Origin of the sequence: Modestobacter sp. Leaf380 (genome assembly GCF_001424485.1) — a bacterium.
In the GTDB taxonomy this organism is placed as follows: Bacteria; Actinomycetota; Actinomycetes; order Mycobacteriales; family Geodermatophilaceae; genus Klenkia.
Window position 1 is genome coordinate 1 of sequence record NZ_LMQC01000006.1, and the last position, 19693, is coordinate 19693.

General features: G+C 75.3%; 20 protein-coding genes and 1 pseudogene. 8 read left to right on the top strand and 13 right to left on the bottom strand.

Annotated features, from left to right (window positions below):
* Window positions 1-379: pseudogene (locus ASG41_RS05850) on the bottom strand (chemotaxis protein); the annotation flags it as partial.
* A 256-nt stretch (window positions 380-635) separates the two neighbouring features.
* On the opposite strand from ASG41_RS05850, the gene ASG41_RS05855 reads away from it, so the two are divergent.
* A complete protein-coding gene (locus ASG41_RS05855; protein ID WP_162245533.1) occupies window positions 636-1646 on the top strand; it encodes a LacI family DNA-binding transcriptional regulator in 1011 nt (336 codons plus the stop codon).
* A 22-nt stretch (window positions 1647-1668) separates the two neighbouring features.
* Here ASG41_RS05855 and ASG41_RS05860 read toward each other — a convergent pair whose 3' ends face one another.
* Both ASG41_RS05860 and ASG41_RS05865 read right to left on the bottom strand, forming a co-directional pair.
* The gene (locus ASG41_RS05860) at window positions 1669-1953 is read right to left on the bottom strand and encodes a hypothetical protein (protein ID WP_235564537.1); all 285 of its coding nucleotides are present in this window, start codon (window positions 1951-1953) and stop codon (window positions 1669-1671) included.
* Entirely contained in the window at window positions 1950-2582 is a 633-nt protein-coding gene (locus ASG41_RS05865; RefSeq protein ID WP_056291267.1) for a TetR/AcrR family transcriptional regulator, read from the bottom strand. The genes ASG41_RS05860 and ASG41_RS05865 overlap by 4 nt, the downstream gene beginning before the upstream one ends.
* Window positions 2583-2771: 189 nt before the next feature.
* On the opposite strand from ASG41_RS05865, the gene ASG41_RS05870 reads away from it, so the two are divergent.
* From ASG41_RS05870 to ASG41_RS05885, 4 genes are read left to right on the top strand one after another with little or no spacing between them, the layout of a single operon-like run.
* Window positions 2772-3875, top strand: coding sequence for a diguanylate cyclase (locus ASG41_RS05870; protein WP_056291269.1), 1104 nt, complete (start codon window positions 2772-2774; stop codon window positions 3873-3875).
* Window positions 3876-3922: 47 nt separating this feature from the next.
* On the top strand, window positions 3923-4921 hold the full coding sequence (locus ASG41_RS05875; RefSeq protein WP_235564538.1) for a sulfotransferase: 999 nt from the start codon (window positions 3923-3925) through the stop codon (window positions 4919-4921).
* 22 nt (window positions 4922-4943) lie between these two features.
* The gene (locus ASG41_RS05880; protein ID WP_056291272.1) at window positions 4944-5849 is read left to right on the top strand and encodes a hypothetical protein; all 906 of its coding nucleotides are present in this window, start codon (window positions 4944-4946) and stop codon (window positions 5847-5849) included.
* 44 nt (window positions 5850-5893) lie between these two features.
* Complete coding sequence (locus ASG41_RS05885) at window positions 5894-6682, top strand: methyltransferase domain-containing protein (protein ID WP_235564539.1); 789 nt, start codon at window positions 5894-5896, stop codon at window positions 6680-6682.
* A 38-nt stretch (window positions 6683-6720) separates the two neighbouring features.
* On the opposite strand, the gene ASG41_RS05890 is transcribed toward ASG41_RS05885, so the two are convergent.
* Genes ASG41_RS05890 through ASG41_RS05900 form a run of 3 tightly spaced genes read right to left on the bottom strand, consistent with a single transcriptional unit; the run spans window position 6721 to window position 9241 of the window.
* Complete coding sequence (locus ASG41_RS05890) at window positions 6721-7716, bottom strand: aldo/keto reductase (protein ID WP_056291275.1); 996 nt, start codon at window positions 7714-7716, stop codon at window positions 6721-6723.
* Between the two features lie 47 nt (window positions 7717-7763).
* The gene (locus ASG41_RS05895; protein ID WP_200938747.1) at window positions 7764-8144 is read right to left on the bottom strand and encodes a MerR family transcriptional regulator; all 381 of its coding nucleotides are present in this window, start codon (window positions 8142-8144) and stop codon (window positions 7764-7766) included.
* Entirely contained in the window at window positions 8141-9241 is a 1101-nt protein-coding gene (locus ASG41_RS05900; protein ID WP_082556628.1) for an aromatic acid exporter family protein, read from the bottom strand. Before ASG41_RS05900 ends, ASG41_RS05895 begins: the two co-directional genes overlap by 4 nt.
* Window positions 9242-9352: 111 nt before the next feature.
* On the opposite strand from ASG41_RS05900, the gene ASG41_RS05905 reads away from it, so the two are divergent.
* Window positions 9353-10324 (top strand): NAD(P)-dependent oxidoreductase, encoded by a 972-nt coding sequence (locus ASG41_RS05905; RefSeq protein WP_056291279.1) that lies wholly within the window; start codon window positions 9353-9355, stop codon window positions 10322-10324.
* Between the two features lie 13 nt (window positions 10325-10337).
* On the opposite strand, the gene ASG41_RS05910 is transcribed toward ASG41_RS05905, so the two are convergent.
* From ASG41_RS05910 to ASG41_RS24565, 3 genes are all read right to left on the bottom strand, one after another.
* On the bottom strand, window positions 10338-11570 hold the full coding sequence (locus ASG41_RS05910) for an MFS transporter (protein WP_056291282.1): 1233 nt from the start codon (window positions 11568-11570) through the stop codon (window positions 10338-10340).
* A 76-nt stretch (window positions 11571-11646) separates the two neighbouring features.
* Window positions 11647-12117 (bottom strand): TipAS antibiotic-recognition domain-containing protein, encoded by a 471-nt coding sequence (locus tag ASG41_RS24145; protein ID WP_200938748.1) that lies wholly within the window; start codon window positions 12115-12117, stop codon window positions 11647-11649.
* Window positions 12063-12398, bottom strand: a complete 336-nt coding sequence (locus ASG41_RS24565; RefSeq protein WP_235564540.1) for a MerR family transcriptional regulator — start codon at window positions 12396-12398, stop codon at window positions 12063-12065. The genes ASG41_RS24145 and ASG41_RS24565 overlap by 55 nt, the downstream gene beginning before the upstream one ends.
* 97 nt (window positions 12399-12495) lie before the next feature.
* Between ASG41_RS24565 and ASG41_RS05920 the strand changes: the two genes are divergently transcribed.
* Window positions 12496-13377: a haloalkane dehalogenase gene (locus ASG41_RS05920; protein ID WP_056291285.1), complete on the top strand. Its 882-nt coding sequence runs from the start codon at window positions 12496-12498 to the stop codon at window positions 13375-13377.
* Between the two features lie 200 nt (window positions 13378-13577).
* Window positions 13578-14519: a phosphotransferase gene (locus tag ASG41_RS05925; RefSeq protein ID WP_157519084.1), complete on the top strand. Its 942-nt coding sequence runs from the start codon at window positions 13578-13580 to the stop codon at window positions 14517-14519.
* Between the two features lie 117 nt (window positions 14520-14636).
* Here ASG41_RS05925 and ASG41_RS05930 read toward each other — a convergent pair whose 3' ends face one another.
* From ASG41_RS05930 to kdgD, 4 genes are read right to left on the bottom strand one after another with little or no spacing between them, the layout of a single operon-like run.
* Window positions 14637-15803, bottom strand: a complete 1167-nt coding sequence (locus ASG41_RS05930) for a mandelate racemase/muconate lactonizing enzyme family protein (RefSeq protein WP_056291289.1) — start codon at window positions 15801-15803, stop codon at window positions 14637-14639.
* Complete coding sequence (locus tag ASG41_RS05935; RefSeq protein WP_056291291.1) at window positions 15800-17125, bottom strand: enolase C-terminal domain-like protein; 1326 nt, start codon at window positions 17123-17125, stop codon at window positions 15800-15802. The genes ASG41_RS05930 and ASG41_RS05935 overlap by 4 nt, the downstream gene beginning before the upstream one ends.
* Complete coding sequence (locus ASG41_RS05940; protein ID WP_056291293.1) at window positions 17125-18720, bottom strand: aldehyde dehydrogenase (NADP(+)); 1596 nt, start codon at window positions 18718-18720, stop codon at window positions 17125-17127. The genes ASG41_RS05935 and ASG41_RS05940 overlap by 1 nt, the downstream gene beginning before the upstream one ends.
* Window positions 18720-19625 (bottom strand): 5-dehydro-4-deoxyglucarate dehydratase, encoded by a 906-nt coding sequence (gene kdgD, locus ASG41_RS05945; RefSeq protein ID WP_235564543.1) that lies wholly within the window; start codon window positions 19623-19625, stop codon window positions 18720-18722. The genes ASG41_RS05940 and kdgD overlap by 1 nt, the downstream gene beginning before the upstream one ends.
* Window positions 19626-19693 lie beyond the last annotated feature (68 nt).

The window sequence follows — 19693 nt, forward strand, 5'->3', positions numbered from 1 at the left end:
AGTCGCGCACCTGACCCAGGTAGTCGCGCACCTGCCCCAGGTCCGGCACGAACACCAGGTCGGCCGTGGCCCACGCGCGCCCCGACAGACCCACACCCCGGGCGAACGTCGCGGTCGCCGTGACCCGCGCGAACTCCTCGCTCACCGACCCCGACTCCGAGGAGAAGTGCAACAGCCCATCGGCCGGATCGAGGGTCCAGTGCGACCCGTAGGCCCACCCGAACCCCTCACGGACAGCGGACAACGCAGCCCGCACCGCCTCCTGGCTGGACGAGACACCCGCCAACGCCGACACCACCGACGTCACCGCATCGACGTCGGCCTCCGCCTGGGAGGCGGACGCGGTGGTGACGGGCGTGCGGGAACGGACAGTGAACACGGGTGCTCCTCGGGTGGGCTCGCCGTGGGTTCGACGAGGTCGTGCGGGCGTGGCATCGATGCCGTGCACGGATGGCTTCGGCGGACCGCCAGCTCGATTGAGCCGAAACGTGTCAGTGAATGCTGTGAGCAAACGACGTTGACCCAGGTCGAGGAGGGGCCCCGGACGGTCCCGTAAAGAATGGTGCCGGGTGATCCGTGTCGTGGCGCGGGCCCATTGCGGCCCCGATGCTCGCCGGATGTGGAAATCTTGGGTCGTGACGACGCGAGTACCCGAGCGCCCCCGCCGGGCGACCAGCTCCGACGTGGCCCGCCTGGCCGGGGTCTCCCGGGCCACGGTGAGCTACGTGCTCAACGACGTCCCGCACCAGACCATCCCGGAGGTGACCCGCCGCCGGGTGATGGAGGCCGCCGCAGCGCTGAGCTACCGGGCGTCACCGGCCGCACGCGCGCTCCGCACCGGGCGGTCCGACGTGGTCCTCGGGGTCCTGCCCGCCGTGCGGTACAGCCACATGTACGCCACCTTCTTCGCCGAACTGGGCATCGCGCTGGGCCGGCGGGGCCGGACGCTGGTGGTGCACCCGCTGGACCCGGGCACGCTCCCCCTGCGCGAGGTGTGGCGGACGCTGACCCCCGACGCCGTGCTGGCCTTCGGCCCCCTCGGCGACGAGGACGTCACGGCGATGCGGGCCGCCGGCATCCAGGTCGCTCTCGCACTGAGCCCGGTTGCCCCCCGTGGCCCCTGGGAGGTGGGGATCGGCGACCAGTCCATCGGACACGCCCAGGCCGAGCACCTCCTGGGCCTGGGGCACCGGTGCCTGGGACTGGCCCTGCCTGCCGACCCGCGGGTCGAGGCGGTCTCCGGTGGACGGGTCGAGGCGCTGCACTCGCGGGCCACCGCGGCCGGCGGCGGGTCCTCGCTGCGGTCCCTCGACCCCGAGGACCCCGACGCCGCACTCGCGGCCTGGTTGGCGGACGAGCCGGACATGACCGCCGTCGCCGCCTGGAACGACGAGGTCGCCTTCGCCCTGGTGGCGGCCGCGGCGCGGCTGGGGGTGGCCGTCCCTGAGCGTCTGGCCGTCATCGGTGCCTACGACCACGCGGTGGGCAGGATGTCGCGGCCGACGCTGTCCACGGTGCGCGTCGACGTCGCCGCCCGGGTGGAGCCCATCGCGGCCGCCCTCGTCGCCGCCGTCGAGGGGGCTCCGCTGCACCTGGACCCTCCGGGCACCGACACGCTGGAGGTCGTGCGCCGGGGGTCGACGTGACCCCCGGCGCAGCGGGCGGCGCCTAGAGCGGCCAGCGCGCCGGTCGCGTGTCGGCCGGCTGCACGGTGAGCACGGCGACGTCGTCGACGACTGCGGCGTCGGCGGTCCGGTGGCCCAGCTGCAGCAGGTCCCGACGCAGCCGGGCGACCCGGGGGCCGAGGTCCCCGGCCCGTCCCTCGACGGTGACGTGGACCAGCTGCTCGCCCCGGCCCCGTGCCTGCTGCAGGCGCGCGAGCGCCCCGGCGAGGTCGTCGGCGCCGGAGCCGGCTGCCGCCAACCCGTCGGGTGCCGGCACGAGTCGGGTCATCGGGACGGGTCGGCGGCCACGCCGGTCACCCGTCCGCGGTCCTCGAGGGCGCGCAGCGCCAGGTGCACGAACGTCGCGGTGACCTCGCGGTCCAGCGGGCCGGAGACCCAGTGCGCCACCAGCAGCGCGCGGGCCAGGTGGAGCACCGTGGCGTCCTCGGCCGGGACGCCGCCCAGGCCCGTCCACCACGCGTCCAGGTCGTCGTGCAGGTGGCCGTGCAGGGCCCGCCGCAGCGTGGGGTCCAGGGAGGCGCGGCCCAGCAGTGCGGCGGCGACCTGGGCCGAGCGGGTCGGCGGCTGGGTCCAGGACTCGGCCAGGGCGCGGACGGCGAGCGGTGGCGGGGTGTCGGTGTCGGGCCGGGGGAGGAGCTCGGCCCGCTCCATGAGCTCGGCCTCCAGGGCCCGCATGTCCGGCCAGCGCCGGTAGATGCCGGCCTTGCCCGCGCGGGTGTGCGCGGCGAGCAGGTTGGCGGTGAGACCCGCCGACCCGCGCTCGATCAGCAGGGTGGCCGCCCGCTCCCGGAGCCGGTCGGTCAGCACCGGGTCCAGCGGGCGCCCGGGGCTGCGCGGGCGGGTGGTCGGTGCGTCGACCGGCTGGCGGTCGAGGTCCTCCTCCAGGTACACGGACACGGTTCTCCTCTCGAGCAGCCGGCTTCTCGACTGCGGGGTTACAGCTTTAAGCGTGCACGGACACTGTCCCATGGGAGAGCCGGAACGGAAGCGACCCCACGCGTGAGCTGCGTCTACGTGCCACCCGCCGGGGTGAGGGCCGCGTCCGCGGGTCTCAGGACCGGGGGGTCGACTGCCGAGGCAACCGCCATGGGACGACGAGAGGCCGCACGCAGCGGCTGGGCGCCCCGGGACGCCCCGGCGGCGACCCGGCTGGGCCTGGCGTTGCTGCTGGCCGGCGTCGCGCTGCACGTCGGCCTGCTGGTCGCCCTGGGTCCCGCGCGGTCCAACGCCACCGTCCAGCTCGTGGCCCTGGCGGCGCAGGTGGCCACCTGCGCCGCGGTCGCCCGCTGGTCGGTGCGCCTGCCGTCGGGCACGTGGGCCGGGCTGGTCCTCGTCGTGACCCCGGTGATCGGGCTGCTCCCGCCCTTCTACCCTCAGGTCGTCCTGCTGGCCGTCCCGTTGCTGTTCCTGCTCGTGGTGTTCTCCTCCCACGCGCTGGGGGCTGGCGTCGCCCGGTTGGTGACCGCGCAGGCCGTCCTGGTCGCCGTGCGGGTCGCCTGGCAGCTGCACGGCGATGTCGCGCTGAGCGTGGTCGACGTGCTGTTCGTCGGCGGCGTGCTGGTCCTGGTCCACGGCCTCCTGGTCCGGGGGGCCGACGCCCAGGAGCTGCTGGTGTCCCGGCTGGAGCGCGAGGCCCGGTACGACGGGCTCACCGGGGTGCTGGCCCGGCAGGCCTTCGAGGACGGCGTGGACCGTGCGCTGCTCGGGACGGCGGGGCCGACCGGACTGCTGCTGGTGGACGTGGACCACTTCAAGGCCGTCAACGACACCCACGGCCACCCCGTCGGGGATGCCGCGCTCCGGCACGTCGCCGAGCTGGTGTCGGCCGGCGTCCGGCGGTCCGGTGGGGTCGTGGGCAGGCTGGGTGGTGACGAGCTCGGGGTGCTGCTCGTCGACTGCACCGCCGAGGTGGCGGCGGAACGGGCCGACGCGCTGGTCCGTCAGCTGCGCGCGTCCCCGCTGCGGACCGGCGAGGGCCTGCTGGTCGGGCTGACCCTGAGCATCGGTGCGGCGGCGACCGACCGGGGTGGCCGCATCGAGCTGTACGCCGCGGCGGACGCGGCGCTGTACGACGCCAAGCGGGCCGGACGGGACCGCGCCTCGGTGCGGGTCGACGGCGACCGCCGCTCGGGTGCCCCGGTCGTGGAGCCGGCCGCGGATCCCGTCGTGGGGCAATCCTCACCACTCTGATCGGGTTGGTGTGGAGACGAGATCCGGCGGCTGGTAGGAACACCGGCGTGGACGACCCGGCACGTGCCCCCCGACGCCCCGACGCCGACCGGCTGCCCGACTTCGTCATCGCCGGCGCCCCGAAGGCCGGGACGACGGCCCTGCACGCCGCGTTGGCCACCCACCCGGGGCTGTTCCTGTCCCCGGTCAAGGAGCCGAAGTTCTACCTGACCGACGGGCGCCCGCCGCCGCGGTCCGGGCAGCGCGGCCCCGGCGACGCGCACAGCGCGCAGGAGTGGGTCTGGCGCCGCGACCGGTACCTCGCGCTCTTCGACGGTGCACCCGCCGGCGCGGTCCGGGGCGAGAGCACCCCGTTCTACCTCCACGACCGGGCGGCACAGCGGCGCCTGGTGGCAGACGTCCCCGGGGTGCGGGTGGTCGCGGTCGTCCGGGACCCGGTCGACCGGGCGTACTCCAACTGGGTGCACCTGCGCGCGGACGGCCTGGAGCCCGAGCCGGACTTCGGGCGGGCGGTCGAGCTGGAGCAGCAGCGGGTCGCGGCCGGCTGGGCCCCCTTCTGGCACTACCGCGGGCTCGGTCGCTACGGGGAGCAGCTGCGCGACCTGCTCACCCTGCTGCCGCGGGAGCAGGTGCTGGTGCTGCGGTACCGCCAGGTCGTGTCGGCCCCGGCCGACACCCTGGACCTGGTGGCCGGCTTCCTCGGGGTGGCGCCGGGGCTGGCCCACGCGGTGCCGGCGGAGAACGTCAAGCCGCACGTCGCCGACTCCCGGCGCCACCGGGCGCTGTCCCGCGTCGCCCGGACCGGGGCCGCACTGGGCGCCGGCCTCCCGCCGCAGGTCTGGCGGCAGGCCTCCCGGCCGCTGCTGGCCGCGCTGCACGCCGGCCGCACCCCGCGACCACCGCTGCCGGTCGACGTCCGGCGGGCGGTGCTGGCGCCGCTGCTGCCCGACATCGCGCTGCTGGAGGAGCTGCTGGGGGAGTCCTTCGAGGACTGGCGGGGTGACACCGGACGTGGGGACTTCCGGTCCCGCACGGCGACCCCGTGAGCCCGGCTGACAGGCTCCGGGCATGACGAGCTGGACCCCTGACCGGCTGGACCGCTTCTGGGGCGAGGCGCAGGTGGTGGCCGTGCCCGAGGACCCGCGGCCGGGGTCGTGGGCCGGCGGCCCCTCGGTCCAGCACGTGGACGGCGTGTGGTGGCTGGCCTCCCGGCTCCGTCGCCCGGTGGGGGAGGGGCGCGGGTTCGCCAACGTCCTGTCCCGGTCGGCGGACGGCGTGCGCTTCGAGCCGGTCGCCGCGCTGGGCAAGGACGCCTTCGGCGCGGAGTCGCTGGAGCGGCCCTGCCTGGTGCACACCCCGGAGGGCCGGTGGCGGGCCTACGTCAGCTGCGCGACCCCGGGCACGAAGCACTGGCGGGTCGACCTGGTGGAGGCCGACACGGTGGCGGGCCTGGCCACCGCGCCGTCCCGGACCGTGCTGCCCGGCGACGCCGGCTCGGCCGTCAAGGACCCCGTCGTACGGCACGACGGGGTCCGCTGGCACCTGTGGGCCTCGGTGCACCCGCTCGACGACCCCGACGCCACCGACCGGATGACCGTCGAGCACGCCACCAGCCCCGATGGCGTCGACTGGACCTGGCAGGGCACGGCGCTGGCCGGGCGTCCCGGTCTCTGGGACGCCCGCGGGGTGCGCCCGGCGACGGTGTGGGTCGAGGGTGGCCGGACCTGGGCGCTGTACGACGGCCGGGCGAGTGCCGCGGAGAACTGGGAGGAGCGCACCGGTCTGGCGCAGGTGGGCGGGGCCGGCTGGACCGCGGTCGGCGCCGAGCCGTTGCTGCAGAGCCCGCACGCCCCGCACGGGCTGCGCTACGCCGACGTCGTGGTGCTGGCCGACGGGACCCAGCGCTGGTTCTACGAGGCCACCCGGGCCGATGGCGCACACGAGCTGCGGACGGTGCTGCTTCCCGCACAGTGAGACAGGTGTTTCACAGAATGGGACGGCGGGTGCAGGCTGTCGGCGTGGACACCTACACCCACGGCCATGCCGACGCCGTCCTGCAGTCCCACCGCTGGCGCACCGTGGAGAACTCCGCCGGGTACCTGCTGCCGCACCTGCGCCCCGGGCTCGGCGTCCTCGACGTCGGCTGCGGGCCGGGCACGATCACCGTCGACCTGGCCCGCCGGGTCGCCCCCGGTCGCGTGCTGGGCCTCGACGTCGCCGAGGCGCCGCTGGACGAGGCCCGGGCGCTGGTCGACGGCGAGGACGTCACCTTCGCCGTCGGCGACGTCTACGCCCTGGACCTGCCCGACGACTCCGTCGACGTGGTGCACGCCCACCAGGTGCTGCAGCACCTCACCGACCCGGTCGCCGCGCTGCGCGAGATGGCCCGGGTGGCCCGGCCCGGCGGGCTGGTCGCCGTCCGGGAGGTCGACTACGCCGCGACCACCTGGTTCCCGGCCGACGAGGGCCTGGACCGCTGGCTGGACCTCTACCGCCGGGTGGCCCGCCGCAACGGCGCCGAGCCCGACGCCGGCCGGCGGCTGCGCGCCTGGGCGCACGCGGCCGGGCTGCGCGACGTCACCGCCTCGGCGTCCACCTACTGCTACGCCTCGGACGCCGAGCGGGAGTGGTGGGGCACCTCGTGGGCCGGCCGGGCGACCGCGTCCGCGTTCGCGGAGCAGGCGGTGGCCTACGGCCTGGCCACCCCGGCCGAGCTGGACGACGTCGCGGCGGCGTGGCTGCGCTGGGCCGCGGCCGACGACGGCTGGCTGGGCATGCTGCACGGGGAGCTGCTGGTCCGGGTGTGACCGGGGTCCCGGGGCCACGCGGCCCCGGGACCCGTGGGTCAGCGGCGGACCGAGGACATGTCGGGGTAGCGGTCGCCGACCGAGGCGCCGACCGGGAGCACCTGCTCCAGGGTGGTCAGCTCCTCGGGCGTGAGCTCGACCTGCACCGCGGCGGAGTTCTCGGCCAGGTAGGAGCGCCGCTTGGTGCCCGGGATCGGGACGACGTCCTCGCCCTGGGCCAGCAGCCAGGCCAGCGCCACCTGCCCGGCGGTGACCTGCTTGGCCTCCGCCAGCTCGCGGACCCGGTCGACGAGCTCGAGGTTCGCGGTGAACGCCTCGCCCTGGAAGCGCGGGTTGGCCCGCCGGAAGTCGTCGGGCGCCAGGTCGTCGACGCTGCGGATCGCCCCGGAGAGGAAGCCGCGGCCCAGCGGGGAGTAGGGCACGAAGCCGATGCCCAGCTCGCGGACGGTGGCCAGCACGCCGTCCTCCTCGACGTCGCGGGTCCACAACGACCACTCGGTCTGCAGTGCGGTGACCGGGTGCACGGCGTGCGCCGTGCGGATGGTGTCCGGGGCGGCCTCGCTGATGCCCAGGTGGCGCACCTTGCCGGCGGCCACCAGCTCGGCCATGGCGCCCCAGGTGTCCTCGACGGGGACCGTGGTGTCCACCCGGTGCTGGTAGTAGAGGTCGATGTGGTCCACGCCCAGCCGGGCGAGGCTGGCGTCGCAGGCGGAGCGGACGTAGTCGGGGCGCCCGTTGATGCCGCGGGTGCCGTCGGGACGGCGCTCGTTGCCGAACTTGGTCGCCAGCTGCACCTCGTCGCGACGGCCGGCGATCGCCCGCCCGACGAGCTGCTCGTTGGTGAAGGGGCCGTACATGTCGGCGGTGTCCAGGAAGGTGACGCCGGAGTCCAGGGCGGCCGCGATGGTGGCCAGGGACTCCTGCTCGTCGCCGGCGCCGTAGAACTCGCTCATGCCCATGCAGCCCAGGCCCAGGGCGGACACGGTCAGGGCGGCGTCGGCGGTGCCGAGGGTGCGGGTGGGGAAGTCGGTCATGGGTCCAGCGTCGGACTTCGAGTGCACTCGACGTCAAGCCGGGGCGGTCAGCCCCAGACGGTGCGGTACCCGGCGATCTTGTGGTTGATGGCGTCCAGGTGGTCGGTGACCTCGGCCAGGTGCCGCCGGACCTCGTCCCGGTGGGCCTCCAGGACGGCCAGCCGCTGGTCCTCGTTGCCGGCTCCGGCCCGGCACAACTCGGCGTAGGCCCGGATCGCCCGGACCGGCATCCCGGTGGCCCGCAGCCGCTGCACCATCTCGATCCAGCGCACGTCGTCCTCGTCGTAGCGCCGCCGGCCGGCCGCGGTGCGTCCCGGTGAGCCCAGCAGCAGCTGCTCGGACTCGTAGTAGCGCAGCGTGTGCGTGGTCAGCCCCAGCCGGGCGGCGGCCTCGCCGATGGTCATGCCGGGGCTCTGCACGGTGGTCACCCCACCGATGATGCCCCCGCCGGGGGGTGCCGCACCCGGGCCTCGAGGGCCTGCAGCGAGCGCCGCACCCCGACGGTCACCGCGCCGAGGGCGAAGAAGCCCTCGTCGTCGGGCACGGCGGAGGCGCGCAGCAGGTGGGTGAGCCGGTCCAGCGCGCCGAGGGCGGCGGCGATGGCGTCGTCCCGGGCGTCGTGCTCCGCGCCCCGGTGGTAGGGCGTCCGGACGACGCCGGCCAGGCCCTCGAGGGCGTCGGCCAGCACCCATCCGGTGCCGTCGTCGACCCGGTCCAGGCCGCGGCGGTGCGGTTGGAACTCCACCACCAGCGTGGTCAGGTCGTCGATGAGGACGGCGACCCGGTCCAGTGCACGGGACTGCTCCCGGATGCTGGTCGCCCGGCCCTGCCAGCGGCGCGCCCGCGGGTTGGCCTTGCGGGCCCGCTCGACCTGCTGCTCCTCCCGGCGCAGCCGGTCCAGTGCGACGTCGAGGGCCTCCCCGCGTCGCTCCCACTCGGCCGGTTCGGGGGTGCCGCCCAGCCGCAGGGCCGCGGCGACGTCCTCCAGGTGCGCGGCGACCAGCGCCCGGGTGACGACCAGCTGCTCGACGGCCCGGGTGAGCAGCATCGGCGGGAAGAGCACCGTGGTGACGGCGACCCCGACCGCGGCGCCCAGCAGGGTCAGCCCGCCGTAGCGCAGCACGTAGGACGCCGGGTCGTCGGTGCCCACGGTGATCATCAGGACGGCGGCGAAGCTGACCCAGCTGGCCTGCTCGCGCAGCAGCCGCCACTGCTCGACGGCGATCGCGATCGCGACGATCAGCGCGATGGTCAGGGCGTTCGGCACGCCCCGGGTGACCTCGTAGACGCCGACGGCCAGCCCGAAGCCCAGGAACATCGCGGCGACCGTGCGCCAGGCCGCGGACGCGGAGTCCGCCACGGTGGGGTGCACGGCGATGACGGCGCCGAGCGGGGCGTAGTAGGCGTAGTCCGACAGCGTCGGGGGCAGCAGCACCGCGATCTGCCAGGCCAGCCCCGCTGCCACCGCTGCCCGGACGCCACGCTGCACCCACGGCCGGCGCAGCAGGCCCACCACCCGCCTCACCGGCCCAGGATGCAGCGCCGCCAGCGGCGTTCCCCCGGCGGGGGGCGCAGCCGCCGGGGGTCACGCCTACCGTGGCCCCGTCGTCCCCCGTCTCCGGAGAGCAGGCACCCTGTGCGCGTCGTCGTCGTCGGCGGGACCGGTCACATCGGCACCCACCTGGTGCCCCGGCTGGTCCGGGCCGGGCACGAGGTGGTGAGCATCAGCCGGGGCACCGGCAGCACCTACCAGGACGCTCCCGAGTGGGCCTCGGTCGAGCGGGTCGTCGCCGACCGTGAGCAGCAGGACGCCGCCGGGGTGTTCGGGGCCACCGTGCTCGCGCAGCGCCCCGACGCCGTGGTCGACCTGGTGTGCTTCACCGTCGAGTCCGCGCAGGCGCTGGTCGATGCCCTGCGCGGCCGGGTGGCGCACCTGCTGCACTGCGGGTCGCTGTGGCGCTACGGGCCCAGCCTCGAGCTGCCGATAGTGGAGGGCGCGGGCACGGCGCCCAGCGACGAGTACGGCATCGCCAAGGAGGCGATCGCCCAGCTGCTGCGTGCGGAGACGGCCGCCGGTGGGCTGCCGACCACCTCGATCCACCCCGGGCACATCGTGGGCCCGGGCTGGGCGCCGATCGGGCCGCTGGGCAACCTGGACCCCGACGTCTGGCTGGCGCTGTCCCAGGGGCGCCCGCTGCGGGTGCCCGGCAGCGGTGCGGAGGCGATGCACCACGTGCACGCCGACGACGTGGCCCAGCTCTTCGAGCTCGCCCTCGCCCAGCGTGACGCCGCCGCCGGTGAGGACTTCCACGCGGTGGCCGCCACCGCCCTCACCGTGCGGGGCTACGCCGAGCTGGCCGCGGGGTGGTTCGGCCGGCAGGCCGTCCTGGAGCAGGTCACCTGGGAGGAGTTCCGCGCCGGGACCACCCCCGAGGCGGCGGAGGCCAGTTGGGGCCACCTGCACCGCAGCCACGTGCTGAGCATCGAGAAGTCCCGGGCCCGGCTGGGCTACGCGCCGGCCCACGGTCCGGCAGGGGCGGTGCTGGAGTCGGTGCGCTGGCTGGTCGAGCACGACCGGCTCACCGTGGCCGGCCCCCTGCGCGTCTGACCTCCCGGCCCGGTCAGGCGGGCTGCTCGTCGGCGTGCGCGACGTGCCGCAGCTGGGACCAGATCAGCACCACGAACACCGCGGACCCGGCGAAGGCGAACCAGAACGGCGCGGTGACGCCCCACTCCCGGGCCAGCAGGCCGCCGATGCCCGAGCCGACCACCAGCCCGCCGAACGTGCCGACCAGGTTCACGCTGCCCACCCGGCCCTGCAGCGGCTGCGGGACGGCGCGCTGCCGCACGGTCACCGACGTCGTCCCCCAGACGAAGGCGTGCACGCCGAAGACGAAGAACACCGGCAGCGCGACGGCGGGGCTGCGGGTCAGCGCGAGCGCCAGGTGGGTGAGGGTCTCGACCACCAGGCCGACCCGCAGCAGGTCGCCCAGCCGGACCCTACGGGTGATCCACCCGTAGGCCAGCACGCCGATGAGGCCGCCCGCTGCGCTGACCGCGGTGACCAGCCCGAAGCCGATCGGACCCAACCGCAGCTGCTCGGTGGCGTAGAGGACCAGCACCGACCAGGCCGCGCCGAAGGTCAGGTTGAACACGGTGATGGTCAGCACCAGCGTGCGGACGGCGGCGTGGTGCCGGACCCAGCGGGCGCCCTCGGCGATGTCGGCCCGCAGCCGGGACGGCGGCCCCTCCCGCGGCGTCCGGGGCACCACCACCCGGGACACCAGCACCGCGCCGAGCGCCACCACGACGGCCTGCACGCCGAACGCCCAGGCGGCGCCCACGGCGAACAGCGCGGCGCCCAACGGCGGCCCGGCCAGCTGGTTGACCGTGATGAACCCGGTCTGCAGCCGTGCGTTGGCCACCGCCAGGTCGTCCCGGTCCACCAGCATCGGCAGCAGCGTGGACGAGCTGTTGTCGGCGAAGACCTCCGCCGTCCCCAGCAGGAGGAGCACGCCCAGGACGGCGGCGATCGGGACGGCGTCGGTGGTCAGCGCCAGGGTCAGCACGGTGAGCACCACGGCCCGGGCCAGGTCGACGGTCACCACGATCAGCCGCCGGTCCAGCCGGTCGGTGACCGCCCCGGCCAGCAGCCCGAACAGCAGCGGCGGCAGCCACTGCACGGTCGCCGCCAGCGCGACCAGCAACGCGTCCTCGGTCAGCGAGGCCACCAGCAACGGCCCGGCGGCCAGTGCGATCCCGTCGCCCAGGTTGGACGACCAGGACGACGCCAGCAGCCAGCGGAACCGGGTGCCCAGCCGCCGCGGGACCAGCACCTCCCCGAGACGGCTCACCGCCCGACCCTCTCACCCGGGTCGGGCGGTGAGACTCAGCCCTGCCCGCTCAGCCCTGCCCGCTCAGCCCTGGTGCTCAGCCCTGCCGGTCGGCGTTCGCGACGACGGCCGCGCTCACGTACTGGGCAAGGCCCGGCGCGATCCGCTCGTAGTACGCGGTGAACCGCTCGTCCTGGACGTACATCGCGCCCAGGCCGGCGTGCAGCTCGGGCGGGCAGTCGTACCAGCGCCGGGTGATCTGGCCGCGGTGCTCCTCGGCCAGGTCCATCGCCCGCTCGCCGTCGGCCGGGGCGCCGTCGGCCAGGGCCGCGGCGAACCGGGCCTCCAGGTCGTCGGTCTCGGCCTTGACGTCGAGCCAGTCCTGCTTGGTCATCGACTGCTGCCGGGTCTTCGACTGCGCCCAGGCGTCGGTGTCGCCCCAGCGCTCCTGCGCCTCGGCCTCGTACTGCTCGGGCAACCAGTCCCCGAACACCTCGAAGCGCTCCTGCGGGGTCAGCGGGATCCCCATCTGCCGTGCCTCCATCTCCTTCTTGACGGCCGCCACCATCTGTAAGAGGACCTCGTCCTCCCCACCACGAGCAAGCTCGCGGCGGGCCCCGGGACGAGGCCGTGCCGGCCCGCCTGCAGGGTCCCGCGGCGAGCTCGCGAGTCGTGGGGGGCAGGCGGGTCCTCTTTCTGCTGGAGCCGGTCGACGTCGGTGACGTCGTAGACCCGGTAGCCCGCCGCCGTCCGTCCGGACGGCGTGAGCAGCCCGATCCGGTCGTAGTGGTGCAGCGTGCGCACCGTGACGCCGGCCAGCCGGGCCAGCTCTCCCACCGTGTGGCTCATGCCTCTCCTCCTCCGACGACGACGATGCAACCGCCTGACGCCGCGTCAGGGTCAAGCCCTCTCGCGGATCCCGTCCACCGGGGTGAGGATCGGGGACGTGTTCCCCTCTGCGGACGACCCGTTCCCCCGCTCGCGCGTGCGCGTCCGGGAGCAGGAGATGGCCTACGTCGACACCGGCGAGGGGGACACGGTCCTCTTCCTGCACGGCAACCCCACGTCGTCCTACCTGTGGCGCAACGTCATCCCGCACCTGTCCGGGCTGGGCCGCTGCGTCGCCCCGGACCTGATCGGCATGGGCGAGTCGGCCAAGCTGCCCGACCCCGAGCGCGGCACCTACTCCTTCCAGACCCACGCCGGGTACCTGGACGACCTCCTCGAGGAGATCCAGATCGGCGACCGGGTCACCCTCGTGCTGCACGACTGGGGCTCGGCGCTGGGCTTCCACTGGGCGGCCCGGCACGCCGACCGGGTCCGTGCGATCGCCTTCACCGAGGCCATCGTGACGCCGCTGCTGTGGGCGGACTGGCCGCGGGACGCCAAGGGCGTCTTCCAGGGCATGCGCTCGGACAGGGGCGAGGACCTGGTGCTGGACCGCAACACCTTCGTCGAGCGCATCCTGCCGGGCTCGGTGCTGCGCGGGCTGTCCCCGGAGGCGCACGAGCGCTACCGGGCGCCCTTCCGCGAGCGCGAGGACCGCTGGCCCACCCTGGAGTGGCCGCGGCAGATCCCGATCGAGCACGTGCCACCGGACGTGCACGACGTCGTGGACCACTACGGCCAGTGGCTGGGGCACTCCGACGTCCCCAAGCTGTTCGTCAACGCCGACCCCGGCTCGATCCTGGTCGGCCGCCAGCGCGAGACCGTCCGCCGGTGGCCGGCGCTGACCGAGGTCACGGTCCCCGGCAGCCACTTCGTCCCGGAGGACTCCCCGGACGACATGGGCCGCGCGATCGCCGACTGGCTCCGCACCCTGCCCTGACCCCGCCGGCCGGCCCGCCGGCCCGCCCGCCGGCCCCGCTGCGCGGTGATCATGGAGTTGGGAACGGTGACACGCCGGACGACGGCGTGTCCGCGTGCACCAACCCCGTGATCACCGGCTGAGGTGCCGGCGGGTGGGGGGGCGGGTGGGGGTGGAAACCGGGTGCGGAGGGCGGGGTGCAGGTGGGAGGGTCCGGGCCCATGAGCAGCCCCCTTGGCCCCGGCGGTACCCGGCGGGAGGCGGCCGTGGCCGCGGCCGTCGACGCAGCCCTCTCGGTCGGGGTGACCGGCGCCGACCCGGCGGTGCTCTACGAGGCGTTCTCGGTCGTCGTCCACCTGGCGCCCGAGCCGGTGGTGGCCCGGGTGCCCACGGTCCTGCCGCGCACCGTGCGCGCGGACCTGCCCGCCCGGCTGCGGCAGATGCGCGCCGAGCTCGCGGTGACCGCGTGGCTGGCCGGCCGCGGCTTCCCCGTCGTCGTCCCGGCGCACCCGGAGCCGCTGGTCGCCGACGGACAGGCACTGACCCTGTGGCGGTGGGTGGAGCAGACCGACCGGGAGGTGCCCGAGACCGAGAGCGGGGCCCTCGTCGCCCGGCTGCACGCCGCGCTGGCCGACTGCCCGGTGGAGCTGGACTGGCTGGTCCCGCTGGACGAGTCGGTGCCCGACGCGCTGGGGCAGCTCGTGGCGGACCGGCCCGCCTGGCTGACCGCCGAGGACGTCGTCCGGGCGCAGGGGGAGTGGGACCTGCTGGCGCCCCTGGCGACCGAGCCGGCTGCCTGGGCGGCGGCCTTCCCGGACGCGCCGGCGCAACCGGTGCACGGGGACGCGCCGTTCTACAACGTGATCGCCACGCCGTCCGCGCTGCTCAGCTCGGACTTCGAGCACGTCGGCCACGGGCCGCCCGAGTGGGACCTGGCCTCCGTGCCCGCCGGCGTGCGGGCCGGCTACGACGCCGAGGCCGCCCGGCTGGGCCTGCGCCCGCTGGACGAGCGCGCCCTGCAGGTGGCCGAGCGCGGCCGCGCCCTGCAGCTGCTGGCCGTCCTGCCGCTGGCCGGTGAGCTGCCCGGCATGGCCGATGCCCTGGAGGGCTTCGCCGCCGGCTGGCGCGCGAGCTCCCCGCTGGCCGACCTCCTCCGGCGGTGATCATGGGAGTCGCCCCGCCGACACGCCGGGCGACGGCGTGTCGGCGTGCACCAACCCCATGATCACCGGCGGGCGGGGGTGTGCGGGTGGGCGGGCGGGCGGGCGGGCGGGTGGGGGTCAGGCGGTGATGGTGGCCTTGGCCGTCGTCCAGGCGCGGAGCTGGTCGGTGGGGGTGACGCCGAGGCCGGGGCGGTCGGAGAGGTACATCCGGCCGCCGGCGGTCTCCAGGTGCTCGTGGAAGAGCGGGGTCAGCCAGTCGAAGTGCTCGACCCAGGGCTCGATCGGGTAGGCCGCGGCCAGGTGCGCGTGGATCTCCATGGCGAAGTGCGGCGCCAGGGTGAGGTGGTGGGTCTCGGCGAGGGTCGCCAGCTTGAGGAACTGGGTGATGCCGCCGATGCGGGGGGCGTCGGGCTGGATGACGTCGACCGCGCCGTGCCGGATCAGCTCGGCGTGCTCGGCGACGCTGGTCAGCATCTCCCCGGTCGCGATGGAGGTGTCCAGCGCGCGGGCGAGTTGGGCGTGGCCCTCGGCGTCGTAGGCGTCCAGCGGCTCCTCGATCCAGACCAGGTCGAACTCCTCCAGCGCCCGGCTGACCCGGATCGCCGTCGGCCGGTCCCACTGCTGGTTGGCGTCCACCATGATCGGGACGTCGTCCCCGAGGTGCGCGCGCAGCCGGGAGACCCGGCGGACGTCCTCCTTGGAGTCCGGCAGGCCCACCTTGATCTTGATGGCGCCGATGCCGGCCTCGAGCGTCGCGGTGGCGTTGTCGCAGACCTGCTCGATCGTCTCGTGCAGGAAGCCGCCGGAGGTGTTGTAGCAGCGCACCGAGTCCCGGTGGGCGCCCAGCAGCTTGGCCAGCGGCAGGCCGGCACGCTTGGCCTTGAGGTCCCACAGCGCGATGTCCATGGCCGCGATGGCCTGGGTGGAGGCGCCGCTGCGGCCCACCGAGGCACCGGCCCAGACCAGCTTGGTCCACAGCCGGGAGATGTCGTTGGGGTCCTCACCGATGAGGACGTCGGCGATCTCCTTGGCGTGGGCGAACTGGGCGGGGCCGCCGGCGCGCTTGGAGTAGCCGAAGCCGATGCCCTCGAAGCCGTTCACGGTGGTGATCTCGGCGAAGAGGAAGACGACCTCGGTCATCGGCTTCTGCCGGCCGGTGAACACCTTGGCGTCGCTGATCGGGGTGGCCAGCGGCAGCGTCACCGAGCTCAGCGTCACCGAGGCGATCCGGTCCAGCACGGGGGAGGTGGTCGGGACGGTCATCGGGGTCTCCAGGACGGTCATCGGACGAGGGCGGGGCGCTTGGGGTCGAACTGCCACCCCGGGAGCAGGTGCTGCATGGCGACCGCGTCGTCCCGGGCGCCCAGGCCGTGCTCCAGGTACAGCTCGTGCGCGGCGGCCACGGCGTCCTCGTCGAGGGTGACGCCCAGGCCCGGGGTGCTGGGGACGGCGATCGCGCCGCCGCGGATCTGCAGCGGGTCGGTGGTGAGCGGCTGCCCGTCCTGCCAGATCCAGTGCGTGTCCAGGGCGGTGATGGTGCCCGGGGCGGCCGCGCCGACGTGGGTGAACATGGCCAGCGAGACGTCGAAGTGGTTGTTGCTGTGCGAGCCCCAGGTCAGCCCGAAGTCGTCGCACAGCTGGGCGACCCGGACCGAGCCGCGCATCGTCCAGAAGTGCGGGTCGGCCAGCGGGATGTCCACGGCGGCCGAGCGGACGGCGTGTGCCATCTGCCGCCAGTCGGTGGCCACCATGTTGGTGGCCGTGGGCAGGCCGGTGCGGCGGCGGAACTCGGCCATCACCTCGCGGCCGGAGAAGCCGCCCTCGGCGCCCACCGGGTCCTCGGCGTAGGCGAGGACGCCGTGCAGGTCGCGGCACAGCTCGACGGCCTCGGACAGCAGCCAGCCGCCGTTGGGGTCCAGGGTGATCCGGGCGTCGGGGAACCGCTCGGCCAGCGCGGTGACGGCGGCGACCTCCTCGGCCCCGGCGAGCACCCCGCCCTTGAGCTTGAAGTCGGTGAACCCGTAGCGGGCCCGGGCTGCCTCGGCCAGGGCCACGACGGCGTCGGGGGTGAGGGCGGGCTCGCGGCGCAGCCGCTCCCAGTCGTCGGCCGGGGAGTCCTCGACCAGGTAGGGCAGGTCGGTGGCGGTGCGGTCCCCGACGTAGAACAGGTAGCCCAGCATCGGCACGGAGTCCCGCTGCTGGCCCTCGCCGAGCAGCTCGGCCACCGGCACGCCCAGGTGTTGGCCCAGCAGGTCCAGCAGCGCCGACTCCAGCGCGGTGACGGCGTGCACCGTCGTCCGCAGGTCGAAGGTCTGCAGGCCGCGGCCGCCGGCGTCCCGGGCGGCGAAGGCCCGCGACACCTGCGCGAGCAGGCTGCCCAACCGGGCGACCGGCTGGCCGACCAGGAACTCGGCGGCGTCGGTGATCGTGGTCGCGATCGCCTCGCCACCGGGGACCTCGCCGACGCCCTGCCGGCCCTCGGAGTCGGTGACCACGGCGATGTTGCGGGTGAAGAACGGGCCGTGCGCGCCGGAGAGGTTCAGCAGCATGCTGTCCCGCCCGGCGACCGGGACGACCTGCACCCGAGCGATCGTGGGGGAGACCATCACTGCTCCTCGGGACGGCGGACGACGCCGTCGACGCGGCGGGACAGGCCCCACGGGTTGGCCCGCTGCAGGGACGGCGGGAGCACCTCGTCGGGGGCGTCCTGGAAGCAGACCGGCCGCTGGAAGCGGTGCACGGCCAGCGTGCCGACGGAGGTGGAGCGGCCGTCCGACGTCGCCGGGAACGGGCCGCCGTGCACCATCGCGTGGCTGACCTCGACGCCGGTGGGCCAGCCGCCGAACAGCACCCGGCCGACCTTGGTGGCCAGCAGCGGCAGCACCGGGGCCAGCGCCTCGGTGTCGCCGGCGCCGGCGTGCACGGTGGCGGTGAGCTGGCCCTCGAGGTCCCCGACCGCGGTGAGCAGCTCGTCGGTGGAGCTGTAGCGGACGACCAGGCCCAGCGCGCCGAAGACCTCGGCCTGCAGCTCGGGGCGGGCGGCCAGGTCGGCGGTGGTGGTGGCGTAGACGGCCGGGGCGGGGGCGTGCGGGCCGGAGCCCGGAGTGCCCTCGGCGACCGGCTCGGCTCCCGCGGCGGCCAGCGCCTGCGCGCCGGTCCGGTAGGCCTCGGCGATGCCCGGGGTGAGCATGGTCTGGCCGGTGGCCGCGCCGACCAGCTCGCCGGCCGCGGCCAGGAAGGCGTCGCCGTCCGGGCCGGTGGGCAGCAGCAGCAGGCCCGGGTTGGTGCAGAACTGGCCGGCACCCAGGGTCAGCGAGCCGACGTAGCCCGCGGCCAGCGCTGCCGGGTCGGACAGGCCGCCGGGCATGACCAGCACCGGGTTGATCGAGGACATCTCGGCGTAGACCGGGATCGGCACCGGCCGGGCGGCGGCGGCCGCGACCAGCGCGAGCCCGCCCCCGCGGGAGCCGGTGAACCCGACGGCGGTGATCCGCGGGTCGCTGACCAGCGCCTGGCCGATCTCGTTGCCACCGCCGTAGAGCAGGGAGAAGACGCCGGCCGGCAGGCCGTGCTCGGCGACGGCCTCGGTGACGGCGCGCCCGACGAGCTCGGCGGCACCGGGGTGCGCGTTGTGCGCCTTGACGACGACGGGGCACCCGGCGGCCAGGGCGGCCGCGGTGTCGCCGCCGGCGGTGGAGAAGGCGAGCGGGAAGTTGCTGGCGCCGAAGACGGCGACCGGGCCCAGCGGCACGTGCACCTGGCGCAGGTCCGGGCGGGGCAGCGGGGTGCGGTCGGGCAGCGCGGGGTCGATCCGGGCCTGCAGGTGGTCGCCCTGCTCGACGACGGTGGCCATCAGCCGCAGCTGGCCGGTGGTGCGGCCCAGCTCGCCGGTCAGCCGACCCACGGGGAGGCCGGACTCGGCGACGGCGCGGGCGACCAGGGTCTCCCCGAGGGCCTCGACCCGGTCGGCGACGGTGCGCAGGAAGGCCGCGCGGCGGGCCGGGGACAGCGCGGCGTAGGCCGGGGCGGCCTCGGCGGCGGCCCGGGTGGCCCGCTCGACCTCGGCCGGCGCCAGCAGCGAGTAGGCCGGCTCCAGGGTCTCCCCGGTCGCCGGGTCGATCGCGCGCAGCGTGCCGGCGTCACCGGCGACGGTCTCCCCGGCGATGATCGAGGAGCCGGTCAGGGTCTGGGTGGAGGTCATCAGGACACCTTGTCGATGAGCACGGTGAGGTCGGCGAGCTCGGCCTCGGTGAGGTCGGTCAGCGGCGGGCGGACCCGGCCGCCGTCGCGGCCCACGGCGGTGAGCCCGGCCTTGATGATGGACACCGCGTAGCCCTTCTTGCGGTCCCTGATGTCCAGGTAGGGCAGCACGAAGTCGTTGAGCTTGGCGTAGACCGCGGCCCGGTCCTTGGCGCGCACGGCGGCGAAGAACTCGGTGGCGAACTGCGGCACGAAGTTGAAGACCGCCGAGGAGTACGTGCTCACGCCCAGCTCCAGCAGCGGCAGCGCGAAGGTCTCCGCCGTCGGCAGGCCGCCGACGTAGACCAGCCGGTCGCCGACCCGGGCGTAGGTCCGGGTCATCCGCTCGATGTCCCCGACGCCGTCCTTGAGGCCGATCATCGTGGGGTTGCGGTCCGCGGCCTGCGCGACGGCGACGTCGTCGAGCACGGCGTTGGCCCGGCTGTAGACGACGACGCCGAGGTCGGTGGCCGAGCAGACGGCGGTGATGTGGTCGACCAGGCCGTCCTGGCTGGCCTCGGTCAGGTAGGGCGGCATGAGCAGCAGGCCGGAGGCGCCGGCGTCGGCCGCGGCCTTGGCCATCTCCACGGCTGTCGCGGTGCCGCCGGTGGCCGGGGCGAGCACCGGGACGGCGCCGTCCACCTCGGCGACGGCGGCCCGGACGACCCGGTCGACCTCGGCGCCGGTGAGCGAGAAGCCCTCGCCGGTGCCGCCGGCCGCGAAGAGCCCGGCGACCTCGAACCCGGACAGCCAGGACAGGTGCTCCCGGTAGCGCGCCTCGTCGAAGGCGAGGTCGGCGTCGAAGTGGGTGACCGGGAAGGACAGCAGGCCGGAGGCCAGCTGGGGGGCCAGGTCGGCCGGGGACATCAGGCTCACGGTGGTCCTCGCGTCGGACGGGCGCCGGTGGGTCCAGCGCGTGGCGCAGGCCACGTTAG

Excerpts from the sequence above, each read along its gene's own strand:
- ASG41_RS24145 (WP_200938748.1), bottom strand. The coding sequence starts at position 12,117 with ATGGTGGCGGCCGTCAAGAAGGAGATGGAGGCACGGCAGATGGGGATC.
- ASG41_RS05925 (WP_157519084.1), top strand. The coding sequence starts at position 13,578 with ATGAGCAGCCCCCTTGGCCCCGGCGGTACCCGGCGGGAGGCGGCCGTG.
- ASG41_RS05935 (WP_056291291.1), bottom strand. The coding sequence starts at position 17,125 with ATGGTCTCCCCCACGATCGCTCGGGTGCAGGTCGTCCCGGTCGCCGGG.
- ASG41_RS05930 (WP_056291289.1), bottom strand. The coding sequence starts at position 15,803 with ATGACCGTCCTGGAGACCCCGATGACCGTCCCGACCACCTCCCCCGTG.
- ASG41_RS05890 (WP_056291275.1), bottom strand. The coding sequence starts at position 7,716 with ATGACCGACTTCCCCACCCGCACCCTCGGCACCGCCGACGCCGCCCTG.
- kdgD (WP_235564543.1), bottom strand. The coding sequence starts at position 19,625 with ATGTCCCCGGCCGACCTGGCCCCCCAGCTGGCCTCCGGCCTGCTGTCC.
- ASG41_RS05870 (WP_056291269.1), top strand. The coding sequence starts at position 2,772 with ATGGGACGACGAGAGGCCGCACGCAGCGGCTGGGCGCCCCGGGACGCC.
- ASG41_RS05860 (WP_235564537.1), bottom strand. The coding sequence starts at position 1,953 with ATGACCCGACTCGTGCCGGCACCCGACGGGTTGGCGGCAGCCGGCTCC.
- ASG41_RS05880 (WP_056291272.1), top strand. The coding sequence starts at position 4,944 with ATGACGAGCTGGACCCCTGACCGGCTGGACCGCTTCTGGGGCGAGGCG.
- ASG41_RS05940 (WP_056291293.1), bottom strand. The coding sequence starts at position 18,720 with ATGACCTCCACCCAGACCCTGACCGGCTCCTCGATCATCGCCGGGGAG.
- ASG41_RS24565 (WP_235564540.1), bottom strand. The coding sequence starts at position 12,398 with ATGAGCCACACGGTGGGAGAGCTGGCCCGGCTGGCCGGCGTCACGGTG.